Raw genomic sequence first — 19,139 nt, forward strand, 5'->3', positions numbered from 1 at the left:
CATAGATGATACTATTTTATCTATATTCATGTAAATATTGATTTGTATTAGGGTAAAATATTCTTAAAAACTAAAAAACATGTACTTTTATGCTATGAACCCTATTATTCAAATAAGTAGCGATTTTATTGAAGGAAACACGAGTTTTCTAGAATTAATTTCAGAATTAAAACAAAGCTTTTCAAAAAAAGAGGTGATTGTTCCAATGAGACATCATCACGATTTTCCCAACCCAGAAGTTGAAGCAGATTCTACATTATTATTGATGCCAGCATGGGAACCTAATAAAAATGCAGGAGTAAAAATAGTAACCGTAAGTCCGGAGAATGGTCAATTTAATTTGCCTTCTATAAATGGAACATATATATATTTAGATGCTTTAAAGGGCACTATTAAAGCAATTTTAGAAGCAAAAAGTTTAACAGTAAAAAGAACAGCGGCTGCTTCAGCTTTAGCATCCACATTTTTATCGAAAGAAAGTTCAAGTTCTTTATTAATGATTGGAACTGGAGCTTTGTCGATTAATTTAATTAAAGCACATGCAGCGGTAAGACCTATAGAAAATGTATTTGTTTGGGGAAGAAATTACAATAAAGCGATAGAAATAGCTAACAGTTTAAAGAATGAGAATTTTAGAGTAAAAGCTGTAAAAACAATAGAAGAAAAGATTGGAGAGGTAGCTATTATATCGTGTGCAACGTTATCTACAACGCCTTTAGTTTTAGGTAAGTTTATAAAAGAAGGACAGCATATAGACCTTGTGGGATCGTATAAAAAAGATATGAGAGAGGCTGATGACGATGTGATAACTAAAGCAACTGTATTTGTAGATACTTTTCAAGGAGGTTTAAAAGAAAGCGGAGATATTGTAATACCATTAGAAAATGGAACGCTTAAAGAAGAGGAAATCAAGGCAGATTTATTTGAATTAAGTTCAGGTCAGAAAAAAGGAAGGATTTCAGAAAAAGAAATAACAGTTTTTAAATCGGTAGGGCATGCCTTGGAAGATTTAGCCGCTGCAAACTATTATTACAATGAATATACCAATGAGTAGAACATACCAAAACATACTTTCAAAAACAGAATTTAACCCGTCAGAAGATTGGTTCCAAATTAAAACCATAGATATGCACACCGGAGGAGAGCCTCTACGTGTTATTGTTGATGGATTCCCAGAGTTAAAAGGAAATTCGGTATTAGAGTATCGCAGATATTGTAAAGAAAACTATGATTATTTACGAACTGCTTTAATGTTTGAACCACGTGGACATGCGGATATGTATGGGTGTATTTTATTACCTCCAAATGATAATGATGGCGATTTTGGAATTCTATTTTTACATAACGAAGGATATTCTACAATGTGTGGACACGCTATTATTGCTATTTCTACATTGGCAGTAGAAATGAATTGGATTGATGTAAAAGAAGGGGACAATATTTTAAAAATAGACGCTCCTTGTGGTCGAATAACTTCATATGCAAATGTAAAAGAAGGAAAAGTAACGGGAGTACGTTTTCATTGTGTGCCAAGTTTTGTTGTTGGTTTAGATAGAAAGGTACATGTAGAAGGAATAGGAGAGGTGGTGTATGACTTAGCCTATGGAGGTGCTTTTTATGCCTATGTTGATATGGCTAAAAATAATTTAGATTTTGATTTAAGCCCTGAGTCCTACCGTAAATTGATTAGTAAAGGAATGGATATTAAACATTCGGTAATGAAGGAAGATAAAGAAATAGTACATCCATATGAAGAAGACTTAAGCTTTTTATATGGAACTATATTTATCGATAATACAAAACAAGAGTCAGGTAATGATAGTAGAAATGTTTGCATTTTTGCTGAGGGTGAGGTAGATCGTTGTCCTACAGGATCAGGAGTGTCAGGAAGAATGGCAATACATAAGGCTAGAAAAGAAATAGGCTTTGGTGAAACTATGACTATTGAAAGTATAACAGATTCAGTATTTAAGGGATCAGTAGTTTCAGAAGACCAATATGGTTCGTTTACATCAGTAATACCACAAGTAGAAGGAACTGCTTATATTACGGGAAAACAAACTTTTGTAATAGATCCTAACGATCCAATGAAAGATGGATTTATACTAAGATAATTCTATAGATTTACATTTATTTTGTAACCAGTTCACTTCATTATTGTTTAATAAAGGAGTGAGTTTTTTTATTACTTTTTGATGGTAAGAGTTCAACCATTTTATTTCTTTATTGGTTAACATGTTAACATCGATTAGTTGTGTGTCAATATAACAAAGGGTTAAAGGTCTAAATCCTAAAAATGTACCAAATGCTGTTTTTTGAGTTACTTCAGAAAGAACAATGTTTTCAATTCTAATTCCAAATTCGTTAGTTACATAACAACCCGGTTCTATGGTTGTAAATTGATTAGCGAAATGAGGTGTTGTACCCCTAACGGTAGTAGCTCCTGTAGCAAAACCTTGAGCAGGCTCGTGTACCATACCAAAACTACCAATACCATGTCCGGTTCCGTGTGGATAGTTTAAACCATTTTGCCATAAATACATACGAGCAAAAGCATCAATTTGAGCTCCAGTAGTTCCTAAAGGAAATTGTTGTTGTTCTAAAGAAATATAGCCTTTTAAAACCGATGTATACGCAGTTTTTATTTTTTTAGAAGGAGTACCTCCTAACCATATAGTTCTTGTAATATCTGTAGTACCGTCTTTATATTGAGCGCCACTATCTAATAATAAAATCCCTTCATTGTTTACCAAGGAAGAACCTTGTTCGGGTGCTGTATAATGAATAATAGCACCATTTTTTTTATACCCAACAATGGCAGCAAAAGATTCACCAACATAATATTCTTGTTGTTGTCTAAAACTTTCTAGTTTTTTTCCTAATTCGTATTCAGAAATTGATTTTTTTTCTAATTCTTTTTCCAGCCAAATAAAGAATTTTGTTAGTGCTACACCGTCTTTCAGCATGCATTTTTCTTCACCTTGTATTTCAACAATATTTTTTATGGCTTTTAACTCTTTAACTATTGAGTTTTGATACTGGAACTTACCATTTATGGCATCAAAAACAGCATAATTTAAAGAAGAAGAATCAGTAATAATATTTTTATTATTGGTTACTGAAGGTAAAATAGTTGCAATTGAATCGTAAGAAACTATTTCAATATGCAGCTTTTCAAAAGCGGAAATAGCAGATTGAGAAAATCTATTTTTATTACAGAATAAAAGAGTTTTTTCTTTTCCTACTAATGCATATGCAGTAACTAGAGGGGTAAAATCAACATCTCGAGAACGTATATTAAACAGCCATGCTATTTCGTCTAATGAAGAAAATAAATAGTAATCGGCATTTTGTTTTCGAATTTTTTCTTGAACTTTTGATAGTTTTGAAGCAGTAGTTTCTCCACTAAATTCAAAAGGATGTAGATCTATTTCAAAATTTGGAAGACCGGGTCTGTCTGTCCAGATATTTTTAGTTAAACGAGGCTCGTTTTGTAATTGAATTTGCTTTTCATTAGCAAAGCTCAATATATAATCTATTTGCGATTTAGAGAATTGACGGTAATCTATTCCTATTACCGAATTATTTTTTAATAAATCGCAAAGCCATTTTACATGTTCCGGCGCGTGTGGTATAGATTGTTTATGTAACTTAACTTCAGTACCACTGCATTCGTCATTAAATTGTAAAAAGTAACGAGAGTCAGTCCATAAAGCCGCAGTGTCTTGTGTAATAACTAATGTTCCAGCTGAACCAGTAAAACCTGAAAAATATTCACGTAATTTCCAATAATCAGCTACATATTCAGATTGATGTGGGTCTGTTGATGGAATAATAAATGCATCTATTTTTTTTAGAAGCATTTCTTTTCTTAAGGCAGCTAGTTTTTCTGAAATCATTCGATAAAATTAATAAATTTAAAAATGCTTTTAAGCAAATCGTTCTACATTAAAAGGAGTTAAGTTCAGACTAGGTTTTTTATCAGAAATAATTTCTGAAACTAGTTTTCCGGTTGCGGGTCCTAAACTCCATCCCATCATAGCATGACCAGTCGCTACAGTAACATTTTTAATTTTAGACAAACGTCCAATATAAGGCAAACCGTCTGGAGAACACGGACGTAAACCACAATCGGCATTGTCAATATCTTCTTGATTTATTTTTAAACCGTTATAATATTGTTCACCCGCATAGGCAATTGTTTTTACTCGTGCTGGGTTTATTTTATGGTTAATACCTCCAATTTCCATGGTTCCTGCAAATCGAGTAAAACCATTCATAGGCGTAACGGCAACTTTAGCTTCCATAAGAATTGCTGGAATTGTAATACCAGTGTTTTCTTTCACATTAATTCTATAGCCTTTTCCTGCTTGCACAGGGATATTTATTTGTAGCTTTTTGGCTAAATCTTGTGTCCAAGAACCAGTTGCTAAAACATATTCGTCTGCCAATATGGTTTGTTTATTGGTATCGATTGAAGCTACTTTATTGTTGGAAATATTAATATTTAAAACTTCTTCATTTGATAAAAAAGTAACTCCGTTTTTTTCTAAATGTGATTTTAATTGAGGAATAAACTCATTGGGAGTCATATGCGCATCGGAATGATAGTATACAGCTCCTTTAATATTTAAGTTGCTATTAGGTTCTAGTTTTAGAACTTCTTCTTTGGTTAAATTTTCAACTTTTAATCCTTCTCTAATAGCTTGTTTTCCAACGTTCCATTCTTCTTCACCTGCTTTGTCTGTTTTATAGTACATTAACAATCCTTTACCTTGATAAAAGAAATCAAAATCATTAGAAGTTTTTATGCTTTCATATAGTTCCTTGCTGAATAAATTAATGTCTTTAATAACAGGAATTGATTGTTGTACTTTTTTATGGGTAGAAGCTTTTTTAAAAAGTAATGACCATTTAAAAAAATCAAGATCTAATCGAGGTTTAATAGATAGAGGACTTGTAGAACTAAACATCCATTTAATTCCTTTATTAATCATTCCTGGAGCAGCTAAAGAAATTATATGACTAGGTGTAATAATGCCTGCGTTAACATGTGAAGCACCAGATGAAAAATCAGATTTATCAATAATTGTTACCTCATGTCCAGCTTTTTGCAAATAATAAGCTGAAGATAAACCTATAATTCCACCCCCAATGATTACTACTTTTTTATTCATTACTACTTTTTTTAATAATAGAATTTACAGTTATAACCCTAAAAGTATTTGAGTTAATTGTGATTTTGATATTATCTTGTTTATTTGTGATATAAAAATTCTTTCCTTTTTTTAGGTAATCTTCTATAGGAGCTTCACTCAATACTCTTTTTATGAATATTTCAATTTCATTTTTTGAAAAAGAAGTTTTCAGTTTCTTATTTATTCTTTCATAAACAAGTTCAGTATAACAGTGATTTTCTAGAATTTCTTTTTTATTGATCTTCACACTTAATATATTTATATCACTTGAAATCCATGTGCGTATGGATCGTCTTGTTCATCAATAATAATATTATTATATCCGTATATTTTTGCCCAACCTTGAATACTTGGAATAATAGCAGGTTTGCCAGCTAGTATTGTTTCTTTTTCAACCCTTCCAATAAACTTACTTCCAATAAAACTTTCGTGTATATATTGCTCGTTTGTTTTTAGTTTTCCCTTTGCATGTAGTTGAGCTAAGCGAGCTGAGGTGCCTGTACCACAAGGGCTTCTGTCTATAGCTTTGTCGCCATAAAAAACAGCATTTCGTCCTGAGGAAGTTGGATCTAATGGATTACCTGTCCAAAGCATATGCGTTACATCTCTTATAGTATTATTTTCTGGATGGATAAATAAATCTGGATACTTCTCATTTATTCTATCTCGAACTACTTGAGAATATTGAATAATCTTTGAAGCTGTAAAATCATGAACTCCAGAAAAGTTTTTTTGAGGATCTACAATAGCGTAATAATTTCCACCATAAGCAACATCAAAAGTGATGTTTCCTAATTCTGGGCAATCAATAGTTAAATTTTCAGCAGCTAAATAACTTTTTACATTCGTTAGTCTAACCCAATCTACTTTTTTACCTGTTTGTTGATATTCTATTTCAACCAAGCCAGCAGGTGCTTCCATTTTAATTTTACCTGGAATTTTTGGGGTAATTAAGCCTTCTTCTATAGCAATAGTAATTGTACCTATTGTGCCATGTCCACACATAGGTAAACAACCAGATGTTTCTATAAATAAAATTGAAAAATCATTTTCAGGATTATGAGGAGGAAATAAAATGGATCCACTCATCATGTCATGTCCGCGAGGTTCAAACATTAAACCTTTACGTATCCAATCGTATTCTTTTAAAAAATGTTGTCGTTTTTCACTCATGTTAGCGCCAATTAAGTTTGGACCTCCTCCAGCTATAACTCTTACTGGATTTCCACAAGTATGCGCATCAACGCAAAAAAAAGTTTTTCTCATCTTAAATTGAAGCGCCAGCTTGTATTTCCTCTTAGAAAAAACCCTTCAAAAATTTATCTCTTCAAAAAAACGAAGCTGGCATTGTTTCAATCTCTAGACAGGACAAAAATAGTATATGATTTTTTGCTCTATCTAAAGAAATTCTTAAAATTTACTATTCAATATTACTTTTTGTAAAATTACCGTTAACTGAGCGTGAAATTTGTAATGGGTTTTCATTTTTCAATTCATCTGGTAATAATTCATTAGGCCAATCTTGATAACTAAAAGGTCGTACCCAACGTTTAATAGAATCAATTCCAACAGCTGTAAAACGGCTATCTGTTGAAGCTGGGTATGGACCACCATGCACCATTGACGGACATACTTCTACTCCGGTTGGAACACCGTTAAATATTATTCGCCCAACTCTATTTTGTAAAGCGTCTATTGTTGGTTTGTATTCTGGTAATTCATTTTCGTCAGAAATTACAGTTCCTGTTAATTGCCCTTCTAATTGAGAAATAATTTTTTCTAATTGAGCAGCACTTTCACATTGTACAACCATTGAAAATGGACCAAACACTTCTTGATGTAATGTTGTATTTTCTAAAAATGTTTTTCCTTCTACTGTTGTAACAATTTGAGTAGCATAATTAGATTGTACTTCATCTTCATAATTACCAACAACAATCAACCCACTCTGTGCTAAAGCCTTCTCTTTATTACTTTCATAAGCAGCAACAATGTTTGGGTGTAACATTGAAGATGGAGATATTTCTACAATGTTACTAGCTAATTCATTTGTAAAGTTTGTAAGTTCTTCACTTTTAATCCCTAAAATTAACCCAGGGTTGGTGCAAAACTGTCCAGCCCCTAATGTAATAGAATTGGCATACGTATTTGCTAAAGATTCACTTCTGTTTTGTAATGCTTTAGGTAATATTATTACAGGGTTAACACTTCCCATTTCAGCAAAAACAGGAATTGGTTCTTCTCGTTTTGCAGCTAAATCTAACAAGGCTCTTCCTCCTCGAATACTCCCAGTAAAACCAACTGCTTTTACTTTTGGATGTGAAACTAATTGTTGTCCAACTTCTATACCACTTGAGTTTAGGTTGGAGAACACACCTTTTGGCATATTTGTTTTTTCAGCAGCTTTTATTATTGCTGATGCTACTAATTCACCCGTTCCTGCATGCATTGGATGCGATTTGACTATTACTGGGCAGCCAGAAGCTAATGCTGCAGCCGTATCTCCTCCAGCAGTTGAGTATGCTAACGGAAAATTGCTTGCTCCAAATACAACTACGGGTCCTAAAGGAATACTTAGTTTTCTTATATCAGATTTTGGTAAAGGTTCTCTTGTTGGAATTGCTGTATCTATTGTTGCTTCTACCCATGAACCTTCAGCTACTAGTTCTGCAAAAGAGCGCAATTGAAATACTGTTCTTCCTCTTTCTCCTTTTGCACGTCCTTCTGGTAATCCAGTTTCCGAACAATAAGTTTCTATTAATTCATTATCTAAAGCTAATATTTCATCAGCAATAGTATTTAAAAAAGTTGCTTTTTGCTTTCCAGAGATACTTCTATATTCTTTAAAAGCTTGCGAAGCTAAAGATACAGCGTTGTTAATTTCTTCTTGAGTAGCTTCGGTAAAAACAGTGTTATTTTCTTCATTCAATTCTGGATTGAAAGTTTTATAGGTTTTGCCTCCTGAGGCAGATATTACATCTCCTATATAATTTTTTCCTGTTATCATTCTATAAATTTTTATAATCAGGTAAAGTAGGTCTGTTCTTTAATCCAGTTTCTATAACATTTAATACATGTTTACGTTCATTTCCAATTAAAGGTAATCGTGGTGCACGAACATTTTCTGTACCTATTCCTGTAGCTACTTCAGCTAATTTGATATTTTGTACTAATTTAGAATTTATATCTAATTCTAGCAAAGGTAAAAACCAACGATATATTTCTAAGGCTTCTTGAATTCTACCTGCTTTTTGTAGTTCGTAAATTGCAACCGTTTCTTTTGGGAAAGCACAAACTAAACCAGCAATCCAACCATCGGCACCCATTAATAAGCTTTCTAGTGCTAAAGTATCAACGCCAGTCATTATTTTTAAACGATCTCCGAAGCGGTTTTTTATTCTAGTTACATTTGATATATCTCTAGTTGATTCTTTTACAGCCTCTATGTTTTTACATTCTAATAATTGATCAAACATGTCTAATGTTACTTCTACTTTATAATCTACAGGATTATTATATACCATAATTGGTAAAGAAGTATTATTTGCTACAGCTTTAAAGTATTCTACGGTCTCTCTATCTCCAGATTTATAACGCATAGGAGGTAACATCATAAGACCTTTTGCACCGTCTTCTTCAGCTTTTTGAGCTGCTTCTATAGCTCCTTTTGTAGTCTGTTCGGCTACATTCATTAGTACAGGAACTTTTCCATTAACAATATTAACGGTTGTTTTTGTTAGTTCACTTTTTTCTTCATTTGACAAAGTACTTGCTTCTCCTAAAGTACCACCCAAAACAATTCCATGAACTTGAGCATCTAATTGTGCTTTTATATTCACTTCAAACATGTTTAAATCTAAGGTGTCTTTATTTGTAAACTTTGTAGTTACAGCTGGCATAACGCCTTTCCAATTTATACTCATTGTGTTTTTTGTGCAAAGCTATATATGAATTTCAAACACTATTACTCTTTTTTTAGCATTTATATGTATTATATTACCTTTATATGTTTTATTTATTATGATTTAAGGTAATATGTTATAGATTAGCGTAAAATTTTAATAATGAAAGTTCTACCATTTGAAATACCGAAGACTAAAAATTTAGGATTAATTTATCAAGAAGATAAAGGTGAGTTTTTTTACGATAAACTTCATCAACACAAAGAAATACAAGTGTGTTATATTGTTAAAGGTGAAGGAACTTTAATTATAGGTGATACTGTTAATGAATATGAGTCTAAAGATATATTTGTTATTGGAGGAAATCAACCTCATGTTTTTAAAAGTGATGCATCTCGAATAAAACAATCATTAATGATTTCACTTTTTTTTACTAAAGAATCTTTTGGTAAAGATTTTTTTGAACTAGATGATTTTAAGGAGTTAACTACTTTTTTTCTTAACTCAAAAAATAGTTTTAGAGTTAATACCAACAAAGAAAAGTTAAGAAAGTTATTTTTAAAATTACCAAAAAGTAGGGATTTAGTAAAGTTTATTGTTTTTATTAAGATGATTAATGTTATTATAAAATCTGAAATGCAACCTCTCTCTACTTTTTTTTACAAAAAAAAGTACTCGGATAATGAAGGTAAACGCATGGGAGACGTTATGGATTATACACTGAATAATTTTAATAATAAAATAGAATTAGAAGAAATATCTGAAGTGGCTAATATGACTACCAATGCTTTTTGTAGGTATTTTAAACAAAGAACAAATAAAACGTATTTTACTTTTTTAAATGAACTTAGAATAGAAAAGGCATGTAAATTATTGCAAAATAAAGAATATTCAATAATTGAAGTATCAGAAAAATCAGGTTTTAAAAATATTTCAAATTTCAATAGAAAGTTCAAAGAACTAAAAGAAAGAACACCATCGGCTTATAGATTAGGTCATTAATATGTTAAAAACATGAATAATATATATACTTTTTTAAAAAATAACCTAATTTCTTATTTCTCTTGGCTATATTTGACGGCTATTTATCAATTAAAGTATATGAAAAAAATTGTTGTTTTGTTTTTAATCGTTTTTGTGTCAAATATCTCGGCACAAGAGACTCTACCTATATACGCAGATTATTTATCTGATAATGTTTATCTATTACATCCTGCTGCTGCAGGAGTAGGAGACTGTGGTAAGGTTAGATTAACAGCACGTCAGCAATGGATTGGAGTTAAAGATGCTCCTTCGCTACAAACAGCAAGTTTCCATGCTAAATTTAATGAGAATTCAAATGCTGGTTATGGTTTAATTTTATTTAATGACAAGAATGGTTATCATTCTCAAAAAGGTCTTCAAGGTACATATGCTTATCATTTAGATATGGGAAATGAAAACTTATTTAACCAATTTTCATTTGGTCTTTCAATGTCTATTGTACAAAATGAAGTAGATCAAAGAAGATTTGTTAATGACCCGACTGTAAGCCAAGTAATAGAAAGTAATTTTTATTTTAATGCTGATTTTGGTATGGCTTACCATTATAAAGGTTTCGCTTCTTATTTTACAGTTAAGAATATATTATTATCTGCTAAGAATAATTTAAATTCAAATTTCGAATCCCTTAATCTTAGAAATTATATTTTAGGAGGTAGTTATTTTTTTGGAGATAAAGAAAAATTACAGTTTGAGCCTTCTTTCATGGTTCAATACAAAGAACAAACTGGTGAGAAAATTGGTGATTTAAATTTTAAGGTTTATAAAAGTTTTGAAAAAACACAATTATGGGCTGCTTTATCTTATAGAAGAAGCTTTGACAGTAGTGTATTTGGTGATGCCCATTATGTAACTCCTATTTTAGGAATGAACTATAAAAATTTAATGTTTGCTTATACTTATACTCAGCAAACAGGTGATGTTGTTTTTTCTAATGGAGGTTTCCACCAACTTTCTTTTGGTATAGATATTTTATGTAGAAAACGTAGAGCTTCAGCTTGCCCAAATATTAATGGAAGCTTTTAAAATTCTGAATAATTTACTATTACATTTTTATATTTTTTTAAAATGTTTTGCATAACAATTTCTTCTTTGTTACTGTAGAAAATGTTTGTTGCTTTGTTATTATTGGATGAATAAAGTATATTGTTCTCTTGTAAAATATTCTTTGTTTGTATAGCTACAGCTTCACCTGAATCAATAATATTTATTTTTGGACCAACAATAGACCTTATTTGAGGTATTAAAAAAGGATAATGAGTGCAACCTAATACAATTGAATCACATTTATTAGAGAGCATAGGATTTAGATACTTTTCTAATAAATTAGTCATTTCTTTCGAGTGCATTTTTCCATTTTCAATAAGCTCAACTAAACCTTCTCCAATCTGTTCTATGATTGTAATATTATCATCAATATTGGCTGATGTTTTTTCAAACAAACTACTGTTAAGAGTTCCTTTAGTAGCTAAGATACCAATAACACCTGTTTTTGTTTGAATTGAAGCAGGTTTAATGGCCGGTTCTATTCCTATGAAAGGAATTGTATAATTATCTCTTAAATACTTAATTGCGTTAGTTGTTGCGGTGTTACAAGCAACAACAATAAGTTTGCATCCTTTACTTATTAAGAATTCTGTGTTTTTTATAGATAAGTTAATGATTTCCTCTTTAGTTTTTTGACCATAAGGAGCATTGTAGTTATCAGACAGATAAATAGTGTTCTCATTTGGTAGTAAATTATTAATTTCTTTCCAAATTGAGATTCCACCAATACCAGAATCAAAAATACCTATAGGTTGTTTAGCTTTTGTGATTACCATATATAGCAAAAATAAAAATCCTGCTGTATACAGCAGGATTTTTATAAAATATTTTTAAGGTTTTATTAGAAACCTAATTTAGCTTTTACAGCTCCATAAATATCTTCTCCTTTATCGTAAACGATTAAACCTTTACCTGGAGTAGCATCAAATACATAAATAATTCCTTTTTCTGAAGCTACTGCTTTAATAGCATCTTCAGCTTTCTTTAAAATAGGAAGTGTTTTTTCTTGATACTTCTTTTGCATTTCTTGACCAGCAGATTGCTCAGCTTTAGTAATTCTTAACCTATCTTGTTGAACTTCTACAGCTCTCTTTTGATTTATTTCTTGAGTTTGACTCTTACCTTCTGCTTCGTATTTTTTTATCTTAGCTTCTAGTTTTTTATACATAGCTTCAATATCGTCACGGTAAGTTTTATTTAACTTCTCTAACTCAGCCTTCATAGACTTAGTTGCAGGCATTTCAGCTAATAATTTATCAGTGTTAATATGTGCAGTTTTTTGTGCATTTGCCATTCCACCTAATCCAATCGTAAAAATTGCAACTAATAATAACGTTTTTAAATGTTTCATCTCTGTTGTTTTAATTTAATTTTTGTTCTTTATTCTTGATTTATTTGTTCTCTTTTGTTTCTCCTTCTTTCTTGTTTTTTGCTTCTTCTTGCGCTTTTTTTAATGCTTTTTTCTTTTCTAAGAGCAATCTTCTTTTTTCATCTCTAGCTTTTAATTTAGCTTGTCTTTTTTCTTCAATTAATTTAATTCTAGCTAATCTATCAGCCTGTTTTTTCTTTTTTAATTCTTCTTTTTTTGCGGCTCTTTGTTTTTGAGCATCAGTTAAATCACCATCCTTAAGTAATTCTTTTTTTGCTGCAATTTTATCCTTTTTCTGTTGTTTTCTTTGATCAATGTTTATCATTTTTACAACAAGGTCGCTAATATCGTGTTTTTTGTTCGAATACAGCATAACTAACTCGCCAGATTTGTCAAAAACAAAATCATATTTTTTCCTAGCGGCAATTGTTTGCACTGCATTGTATACTTGATCTTGAATTGGCTTTATTAATTGCCTTCTCAAATTATACATATCACCTTTAGGTCCAAAATATAAAGATTCTAATCTACGTAAAGATTCATGCTTTATTAATATGTCTTCTTCACGTTCTTCAATTAAATCTTTAGTTAAAATAGCTTTTTCATTAGTTAAATCAGTTTTCAAAACTTCAATAGCTCTAGCTTCTTTATCTAACTTAGTTTTCCATTTTCCAACCTTAGCGTCTAAAGAATTTTGAGCTTCTAAATATTCAGGAATATTTTGAAGTATATACTCCATATCAATATAGGCTATACGTTGATTTTTTTGCGCAATAGTAATGCTTGTAATAAGTAAAAGAACGATTGATAAAATGCTTTTTTTCATCTTGTTATAATGTGTTTAGAAAAAACCGTGCCAAAAACCAGACACATTACAAATGTAAGGTTTTAGAACTGTCTTCCAATAATAAAATGGGTTTGCCAACCAGATTTTTCAGATAAGCCAGGTAAAGGATCGAACCCATGAGCAAAATCAATACCTAATAATCCAAATGCAGGCATAAATATACGAATACCTAGTCCAGCTGAACGCTTTAAATTAAACGGATTAAATGTGCTAAAATTGTCATAAGAATTACCCGCTTCTAAAAATCCTAAAGTATAAATTGATGCAGATGGTTTGTCTGTTATTGAATAACGTAATTCTAGCTGGAATTTATTGTAAATTGAACCTCCATCTATAGAAGAAATTCTATTGTTTTCATAACCTCTTAACCCAATAGTTTCTCTACCATCTAATTGTCCTTGAGCAATACCATCTCCTCCAACAAAATATCTTTCAACAGGAGTTAATCCTAATTTATTGTTATAAGTACCTAAGTATCCCATTTCGAAATTAGACATTAACACTAATTTATCAGCTAGGGCTGTATACCATTTTCCTTTTGCAGAAATTTTATAATATTCTAACCATTTATATTTATCTGCTAGATAAGCTTGCCTTTCAACATTCGTTGGGTTATCTGGCTCTGTATAGTCTTTTCCATTTACTAAAGAATATGGGAAAGTTGCTTTTGCTTTAATTGTAAATTCAGAACCATAAGTAGGGAATATTAAACTAGGCCCCGCAGAGTTACGACTTAAAGCAACAGTATAAGCTAAATTATTTAAGTTACCCTCACTTATAATATCATTTGATGAGCCTACACGATATCCGTAATTTTGTAATTCTATTCTTTGATAACTAATGTTTTGAGATAATGAAAAATAATCATCTGGTACTTTTAATCGTTTACCTAAACCAATAGATGCACCTAAAATACTCAAACTTTGATTTCTGTCAACTGTATTTGTCTGAAAATCGAATCTGTATTGATTTGAAAGATACAAAGAGAACGATAAAGATTGTGGAGTTTTCCCTCCTAACCAAGGTTCTGTAAATGAAAAGCTATAAGTGTTATATGTTCTACTAGCCTGTAATCTAAGCGATAGTTTTTGACCATCACCCATTGGTAGTGGTTTATATGCTTTTTTATTAAAAATATTTCTAATAGAGAAGTTGTTAAATGAAAGTCCTAAAGTACCAATAAACGATCCTCCACCGTAACCACCCTGTAATTCAATTTGACTTCCTCCTTTTTCTACAACAGAAAAATCAATGTCAGCAGTTTTATTTTGATAATTAGGTTTAACATCTGGAGTAACATTAGCGTCGAAGAAACCTAATTGACCTATTTCACGAATAGAACGAATAATATTTTGACGACTAAATAAATCACCTGGTTTAACACGCAATTCTCTATAAATTACATGATCATTTGTCTTGTCATTACCACTTACTGTTACTTTTTTAATAGTAGCAGGTTCATCTTCTCGAATACGAACTTCAACAGTAATTGAATCATTATTTACTTTAGTTTCTATAGCATTTACTTGAGAAAATAAGTATCCGTTATTGTGGTACAACGTTTGTATATCTGTAGAACTAGGTGTTCCATCCCCAGAAATACGTTCTTTTAAAACTTTACCATTATAAACATCTCCTTTGTCAATACGTAAGATGTTGTGTAAAAATTCATCTGAATATTTTTTGTTTCCAATAAACTTAATGTCATCAAAACGATATTGACGTCCTTCATCTAATTCTATTTCTAAATTAATAGTATTATCGTCATTCCAAGTTAGTTTGTCTGATAAAATTCGAGCATCACGATATCCATTTTCACTGTACTTTTCAAGAATACTTTCTAAGTCTTTTTTATAATCATCTAATATATATTTAGATGATTTCCAAAAACGTCCTAAAAACTTACGTTTAGTATTTTTCATAGCTCCACGCAAAGCACTATTAGACATAGCTTTGTTTCCAATGAAGTTAATTTCCTTAATTTTTATACGATTACCTTTATCTATAAAAATATTCATGCTAACAGTGTTAACATCTGAGGTATCTTTTTTAGTGTTTAAAGATACTTTTGTCTTTAAAAAACCTTTATCGGTATACTTCTTCTTTATATAATTTCTTGTAGTTACAATTAAGTTATCTGTAACCATAACACCTTTCTTAAGCTCAGTTTCTTTTTTAAGTTCTTTGATTTTAGATTTACTAACTCCAGAAATAGAGACATTTATTAATTGAGGCAATTCGGTTACATTAAATTGAAGATAAACAGTGTTCTCGTCACGTTTAGATAAATATACATCTACTTCGCTAAACTGTTTACTCTCATATAATTTTTTTATAGCACTTGTAAGTTTGTCTCCAGGTAACTTAATAGGCTGTCCGTCAACTAAACCAGTATAAACACGTACAGTTTGTTCACTGAATTTCTGCAAACCTGTTACAGAAATACCTCCCAAAATGTATTCTTTTCCTTTTTCGTAAGAAATAACACCGTTTGTGGCTGTGCTGTCTTTAGGTGTTGTGTTTTGTGCTTGTGTACTCGCCGTAATAAAGGCGATAAAAAATACTATTAAATACGAATATTTATTCATTGGTCTCAATCTGTTCACTAGTTTTTCCAAATCTTCTCTCTCTATTTTGATAATCAATTATTGCGTCGAAAAGATGTTCTCTTCTAAAATCTGGCCATAATATGTCTGTAAAATATAATTCAGCATATGCCATTTGCCAAAGCAAGAAGTTACTGATTCTTTGTTCCCCACTTGTACGTATCATAAAATCAACGTCGGGCAAATTAAATGTATATAAATGATTATTTATAATTTTTTCGTCTATTTTTTCAATATCTAATTGGTTATTAACAACTTTTTTAGATATGTTTTTGATAGCATTAACAATTTCTTCTCTTGAACCGTAGCTTAAAGCAAAACTTAAAGTGATTTTAGTATTGCCTTTTGTTTCATCAATTACCTTTGATAAAATTTTTTGAGCACTTTTAGGTAAACTAGCTATATTACCAACAGCGTTAATTTTAACGTTCTTTCGTTGAAATTCAGGGAGTTCTTTTTTTAGCGTAGTTACCAATAAGCTCATTAGAGCATCTACTTCAAACTTTGGTCTATTCCAATTTTCAGTAGAAAAAGCATAAAGTGTTAAGAATTTCACACCTAAATCTGAAGCAGCATCTGCTGTTTCTCTAATTGCAGTTAATGCATTTCTATGACCAAAAACACGCTGCATTCCTTTACCTTTTGCCCATCGACCATTACCATCCATAATAACAGCAACATGATTTGGGACTTTTTGTAAGTTAATGCTTTGTAGTTTTTTTTCCATATTTAATTTGCTAATCCACTAAAACAAGGTGGTCTTCCGAAGGTATATACAATTGATAAACCTGTAAACATGTACCAATCATTACCTGTTCCTCCAAAATTTAAAGAATTTACTTTATCTGTAGTGAAATCTATATCATCTACTAGTGTTATACGAGCTCCTGTTTCAAAGGCTATTGCTAAATTGTCATCTAATCTTCCTTTTATACCAATTCCAATTGGCAATGAGTAAGAAAATTTATTAGTTAGAGTAACTATATTGGTAACAGGATTAACAGCAGTTGGACTTTTGTAATTAAAAGCTGCTATTTCTGCTAATATATATGGTGTGAAAGTTGTTTTGTAATTACTAATATTATAGTCAAAGAAATTAAACTCAACACCCACGGCAAATTCATTAATAGTATTATTGAATTGGTATTTTCCTTGAGGTCTATTTATGCGAAAAGGATTTTCTGCGTCATTATCATCTCCAGAAACAGGAATATAAGTATATGTGCCTCTTAAAGCTATTCTGGGGTTTAAATTATATTTATATATAAGTCCACCTCCAAATTCATTAGGATAAATGTAGTTAGTTCTACCAATGTCGCCTACATAATTAGAACCACCAACAAATACTCCAACTTCATGAGTTTGTGATAAAACAGTTATTGCTGTGAAAGCAAATGATATAAATAGAAAAAAATTTCTCATTGTTAAAATAGCGTGCAAATATAGGAAAATGAATTTGCTTTAAAAAGTTAATAATCCGTCTTTTTGATTAACTTTTTTTTTAATGTTTTATTGTAATCAATGAGGATTATAATGATTCGTTTCTTGTGTCCTCCCCCCATAAGAGTTTACCTCTTAGAGTTTTTAAATAGGATTGATTTTTTAATAAGATGCTTTTGATGGTGAAAGGAGCTTTAGATATTTTGATTTTTGTTTCTTGAGAAACAGTAGTTATACGTGAATCAAGTGATATTAAAAAATCTTTTTCTCGTGCACTCACCTCTAGTTGAATAGATGTGTCATCTGGAATTACCATTGGTCTGGCATTTAAGTTATGCGGAGCAATTGGGGTAATGATAAAACTTTTTGAATTAGGTAGTACTACGGGGCCGTCACAACTTAAAGAATATCCAGTAGATCCAGTAGGTGTTGAGATAATTAAACCATCCGCCCAGTAGTTTGTTAAGTATTCATTGTTTAAATAGGTTTTAACACCTATCATAGAAGTTGTATTTCTTCTAGCAATGGTAACTTCGTTTAATGCAAAATCAAGCTCAGAAAAATCATTTGTTTTTGGAGTTGTTTTTATCTGTAACAAAGTTCTTTCTTGAATAGAATACTCCTTTTTTAATAGTAGATTAACGGCTTCATCTATTTGATCTTTTTGAATTGTAGCTAAAAAACCTAATCGACCAGTGTTAATACCTAATATAGGTATGTTTAAATCACGTACGTAGGTTACAGCTCTTAATATAGTACCGTCTCCACCAATGCTAAACATAATATCAAATGAATTTGATAACTCCTTGAAATGAGAAAAAGTAGGGTGTTTTTTTGTTAGAGAATTATTTTGAATTAATAAATCATAAAACTCTTTTTCAAAAAAAACAACAATATTATTTTTCTCTAAGACAGTTAATAAAATTTTAATTTCTTTTTCTGCTGTAATGGTATAAGATTGACCGTATATGGCTACTTTTTTCAATTTAACTAAGTATTTTATTAGGTTACATATTTAAATATTTTCTTAAATAGGCGGCCCTGTCTTTAAGTTCTTCTAAATAAAAATCATCTTCATGTTGTGTTACAACATTATAGTCGTATCTCCTAAAAGTTTGAATAATTTCATTTATTTCTTCTGAAATTATTTTTAAGGTAATTTGTACATTATCTTGGTTTTCTGATGAAATATAAAAACCTAATAGTTTACCATTGTTTGTTTCTATAATTTGAGCTATTTGACTCATTGAATAATCATTTTTGCTTTTATTAATGATTAGAGTGTCACTTTCATTATGTAAAAAAGGGCTATCAGCAAAAGCATCTAAAATATCGTTTAATTCATAATAACCGATGTAATTCATTTCCTTGTTAAGAACTGGAATAAGATTACTGTCATTATCAGCAAATAAAACAATCAGATCTAGTAAAGTGGCTTTTTCATTAGTGTAAAATAAATCCAATAGGTAAGAATATTCGCTAAGGGAATGACTCTGATCTTCAATAATTTGAATATCACCTTCAGGTAAGCACCCAATTAATTTGCCATTTTCAACTATTGGGATATGAGTTATAGGTAGATTTTCGCATAACTTTTGAGCTCTTTTTACAGTGCTCTTTAAAGTAAGGGCTTTAATTTCTGTTAGTATAAAATCGTTTATATTCATTACTACGAATATAGTTTAAAAT

At 30.7% G+C, this 19,139-nt stretch carries 18 protein-coding genes; 4 read left to right on the plus strand and 14 right to left on the minus strand.

The genetic code is table 11. From position 1 onward, the window contains the following. Window positions 1-79 precede the first annotated feature (79 nt). Window positions 80-1,054 carry an ornithine cyclodeaminase family protein gene (locus Q0881_RS11450; protein WP_299160297.1) on the plus strand — a complete coding sequence of 325 codons (975 nt, stop codon included), beginning with the start codon at window positions 80-82 and terminating at the stop codon, window positions 1,052-1,054. Then, on the plus strand, window positions 1,047-2,114 hold the full coding sequence (locus Q0881_RS11455) for a proline racemase family protein (RefSeq protein WP_299160300.1): 1,068 nt from the start codon (window positions 1,047-1,049) through the stop codon (window positions 2,112-2,114). The genes Q0881_RS11450 and Q0881_RS11455 overlap by 8 nt, the downstream gene beginning before the upstream one ends. Here Q0881_RS11455 and Q0881_RS11460 read toward each other — a convergent pair. The 6 genes from Q0881_RS11460 to Q0881_RS11485 all read right to left on the minus strand — a co-directional run bounded on the left by Q0881_RS11460 (window position 2,106) and on the right by Q0881_RS11485 (window position 9,121). Then, a complete protein-coding gene (locus tag Q0881_RS11460; protein ID WP_299160303.1) occupies window positions 2,106-3,899 on the minus strand; it encodes an aminopeptidase P family protein in 1,794 nt (597 codons plus the stop codon). The genes Q0881_RS11455 and Q0881_RS11460 overlap by 9 nt on opposite strands. A gap of 30 nt (window positions 3,900-3,929) precedes the next feature. Further along, the gene (locus Q0881_RS11465; protein ID WP_299160306.1) at window positions 3,930-5,177 is read right to left on the minus strand and encodes an FAD-dependent oxidoreductase; all 1,248 of its coding nucleotides are present in this window, start codon (window positions 5,175-5,177) and stop codon (window positions 3,930-3,932) included. Next, on the minus strand, window positions 5,170-5,445 hold the full coding sequence (locus Q0881_RS11470) for a DUF3781 domain-containing protein (protein WP_299160308.1): 276 nt from the start codon (window positions 5,443-5,445) through the stop codon (window positions 5,170-5,172). The genes Q0881_RS11465 and Q0881_RS11470 overlap by 8 nt, the downstream gene beginning before the upstream one ends. A gap of 11 nt (window positions 5,446-5,456) precedes the next feature. Continuing rightward, window positions 5,457-6,464 (minus strand): 4-hydroxyproline epimerase, encoded by a 1,008-nt coding sequence (locus Q0881_RS11475; protein ID WP_299160311.1) that lies wholly within the window; start codon window positions 6,462-6,464, stop codon window positions 5,457-5,459. A 154-nt stretch (window positions 6,465-6,618) separates the two neighbouring features. Then, complete coding sequence (locus tag Q0881_RS11480; RefSeq protein ID WP_299160314.1) at window positions 6,619-8,205, minus strand: aldehyde dehydrogenase (NADP(+)); 1,587 nt, start codon at window positions 8,203-8,205, stop codon at window positions 6,619-6,621. Between the two features lies 1 nt (window position 8,206). After that, on the minus strand, window positions 8,207-9,121 hold the full coding sequence (locus tag Q0881_RS11485; RefSeq protein WP_299160317.1) for a dihydrodipicolinate synthase family protein: 915 nt from the start codon (window positions 9,119-9,121) through the stop codon (window positions 8,207-8,209). A gap of 141 nt (window positions 9,122-9,262) precedes the next feature. Here Q0881_RS11485 and Q0881_RS11490 point away from each other — a divergent pair, with 141 nt between their 5' ends. Together Q0881_RS11490 and Q0881_RS11495 are read left to right on the plus strand one after the other, a co-directional pair. Beyond that, window positions 9,263-10,102, plus strand: a complete 840-nt coding sequence (locus Q0881_RS11490; protein ID WP_299160319.1) for an AraC family transcriptional regulator — start codon at window positions 9,263-9,265, stop codon at window positions 10,100-10,102. A gap of 12 nt (window positions 10,103-10,114) precedes the next feature. Beyond that, entirely contained in the window at window positions 10,115-11,167 is a 1,053-nt protein-coding gene (locus Q0881_RS11495; protein WP_299160321.1) for a type IX secretion system membrane protein PorP/SprF, read from the plus strand. On the opposite strand, the gene murI is transcribed toward Q0881_RS11495, so the two are convergent. From murI to Q0881_RS11535, 8 genes are all read right to left on the minus strand, one after another. Beyond that, entirely contained in the window at window positions 11,164-11,964 is an 801-nt protein-coding gene (gene murI, locus Q0881_RS11500) for a glutamate racemase (protein WP_299160323.1), read from the minus strand. The two genes, Q0881_RS11495 and murI, sit on opposite strands and share 4 nt — an antisense overlap. 65 nt (window positions 11,965-12,029) lie before the next feature. After that, window positions 12,030-12,539 (minus strand): OmpH family outer membrane protein, encoded by a 510-nt coding sequence (locus Q0881_RS11505; protein WP_299160325.1) that lies wholly within the window; start codon window positions 12,537-12,539, stop codon window positions 12,030-12,032. Window positions 12,540-12,579: 40 nt separating this feature from the next. After that, window positions 12,580-13,383, minus strand: coding sequence for an OmpH family outer membrane protein (locus tag Q0881_RS11510; RefSeq protein WP_299160327.1), 804 nt, complete (start codon window positions 13,381-13,383; stop codon window positions 12,580-12,582). Between the two features lie 62 nt (window positions 13,384-13,445). Then, window positions 13,446-15,992: an outer membrane protein assembly factor BamA gene (gene bamA, locus Q0881_RS11515; protein ID WP_299160328.1), complete on the minus strand. Its 2,547-nt coding sequence runs from the start codon at window positions 15,990-15,992 to the stop codon at window positions 13,446-13,448. Continuing rightward, entirely contained in the window at window positions 15,985-16,737 is a 753-nt protein-coding gene (locus Q0881_RS11520; protein WP_299160330.1) for an isoprenyl transferase, read from the minus strand. The genes bamA and Q0881_RS11520 overlap by 8 nt, the downstream gene beginning before the upstream one ends. A 2-nt stretch (window positions 16,738-16,739) precedes the next feature. After that, window positions 16,740-17,432: a DUF6089 family protein gene (locus tag Q0881_RS11525; RefSeq protein ID WP_299160331.1), complete on the minus strand. Its 693-nt coding sequence runs from the start codon at window positions 17,430-17,432 to the stop codon at window positions 16,740-16,742. Window positions 17,433-17,538: 106 nt separating this feature from the next. Next, complete coding sequence (locus Q0881_RS11530) at window positions 17,539-18,435, minus strand: NAD kinase (RefSeq protein WP_299160332.1); 897 nt, start codon at window positions 18,433-18,435, stop codon at window positions 17,539-17,541. Between the two features lie 22 nt (window positions 18,436-18,457). Beyond that, on the minus strand, window positions 18,458-19,117 hold the full coding sequence (locus Q0881_RS11535) for a CBS domain-containing protein (RefSeq protein WP_299160333.1): 660 nt from the start codon (window positions 19,115-19,117) through the stop codon (window positions 18,458-18,460). Window positions 19,118-19,139: the final 22 nt, after the last annotated feature.

The sequence above is a fragment of the uncultured Tenacibaculum sp. genome (assembly GCF_947494125.1).
Lineage (GTDB): Bacteria > Bacteroidota > Bacteroidia > Flavobacteriales > Flavobacteriaceae > Polaribacter.

Coding starts and splice junctions, on each gene's coding strand:
- Q0881_RS11520 (WP_299160330.1), bottom strand. CDS start 16,737: ATGGAAAAAAAACTACAAAGCATTAACTTACAAAAAGTCCCAAATCAT.
- Q0881_RS11525 (WP_299160331.1), bottom strand. CDS start 17,432: ATGAGAAATTTTTTTCTATTTATATCATTTGCTTTCACAGCAATAACT.
- Q0881_RS11465 (WP_299160306.1), bottom strand. CDS start 5,177: ATGAATAAAAAAGTAGTAATCATTGGGGGTGGAATTATAGGTTTATCT.
- Q0881_RS11510 (WP_299160327.1), bottom strand. CDS start 13,383: ATGAAAAAAAGCATTTTATCAATCGTTCTTTTACTTATTACAAGCATT.
- Q0881_RS11450 (WP_299160297.1), top strand. CDS start 80: ATGTACTTTTATGCTATGAACCCTATTATTCAAATAAGTAGCGATTTT.
- Q0881_RS11455 (WP_299160300.1), top strand. CDS start 1,047: ATGAGTAGAACATACCAAAACATACTTTCAAAAACAGAATTTAACCCG.
- Q0881_RS11460 (WP_299160303.1), bottom strand. CDS start 3,899: ATGATTTCAGAAAAACTAGCTGCCTTAAGAAAAGAAATGCTTCTAAAA.
- Q0881_RS11535 (WP_299160333.1), bottom strand. CDS start 19,117: ATGAATATAAACGATTTTATACTAACAGAAATTAAAGCCCTTACTTTA.
- bamA (WP_299160328.1), bottom strand. CDS start 15,992: ATGAATAAATATTCGTATTTAATAGTATTTTTTATCGCCTTTATTACG.
- Q0881_RS11485 (WP_299160317.1), bottom strand. CDS start 9,121: ATGAGTATAAATTGGAAAGGCGTTATGCCAGCTGTAACTACAAAGTTT.
- murI (WP_299160323.1), bottom strand. CDS start 11,964: ATGGTAATCACAAAAGCTAAACAACCTATAGGTATTTTTGATTCTGGT.
- Q0881_RS11495 (WP_299160321.1), top strand. CDS start 10,115: ATGAATAATATATATACTTTTTTAAAAAATAACCTAATTTCTTATTTC.
- Q0881_RS11505 (WP_299160325.1), bottom strand. CDS start 12,539: ATGAAACATTTAAAAACGTTATTATTAGTTGCAATTTTTACGATTGGA.
- Q0881_RS11475 (WP_299160311.1), bottom strand. CDS start 6,464: ATGAGAAAAACTTTTTTTTGCGTTGATGCGCATACTTGTGGAAATCCA.
- Q0881_RS11490 (WP_299160319.1), top strand. CDS start 9,263: ATGAAAGTTCTACCATTTGAAATACCGAAGACTAAAAATTTAGGATTA.
- Q0881_RS11480 (WP_299160314.1), bottom strand. CDS start 8,205: ATGATAACAGGAAAAAATTATATAGGAGATGTAATATCTGCCTCAGGA.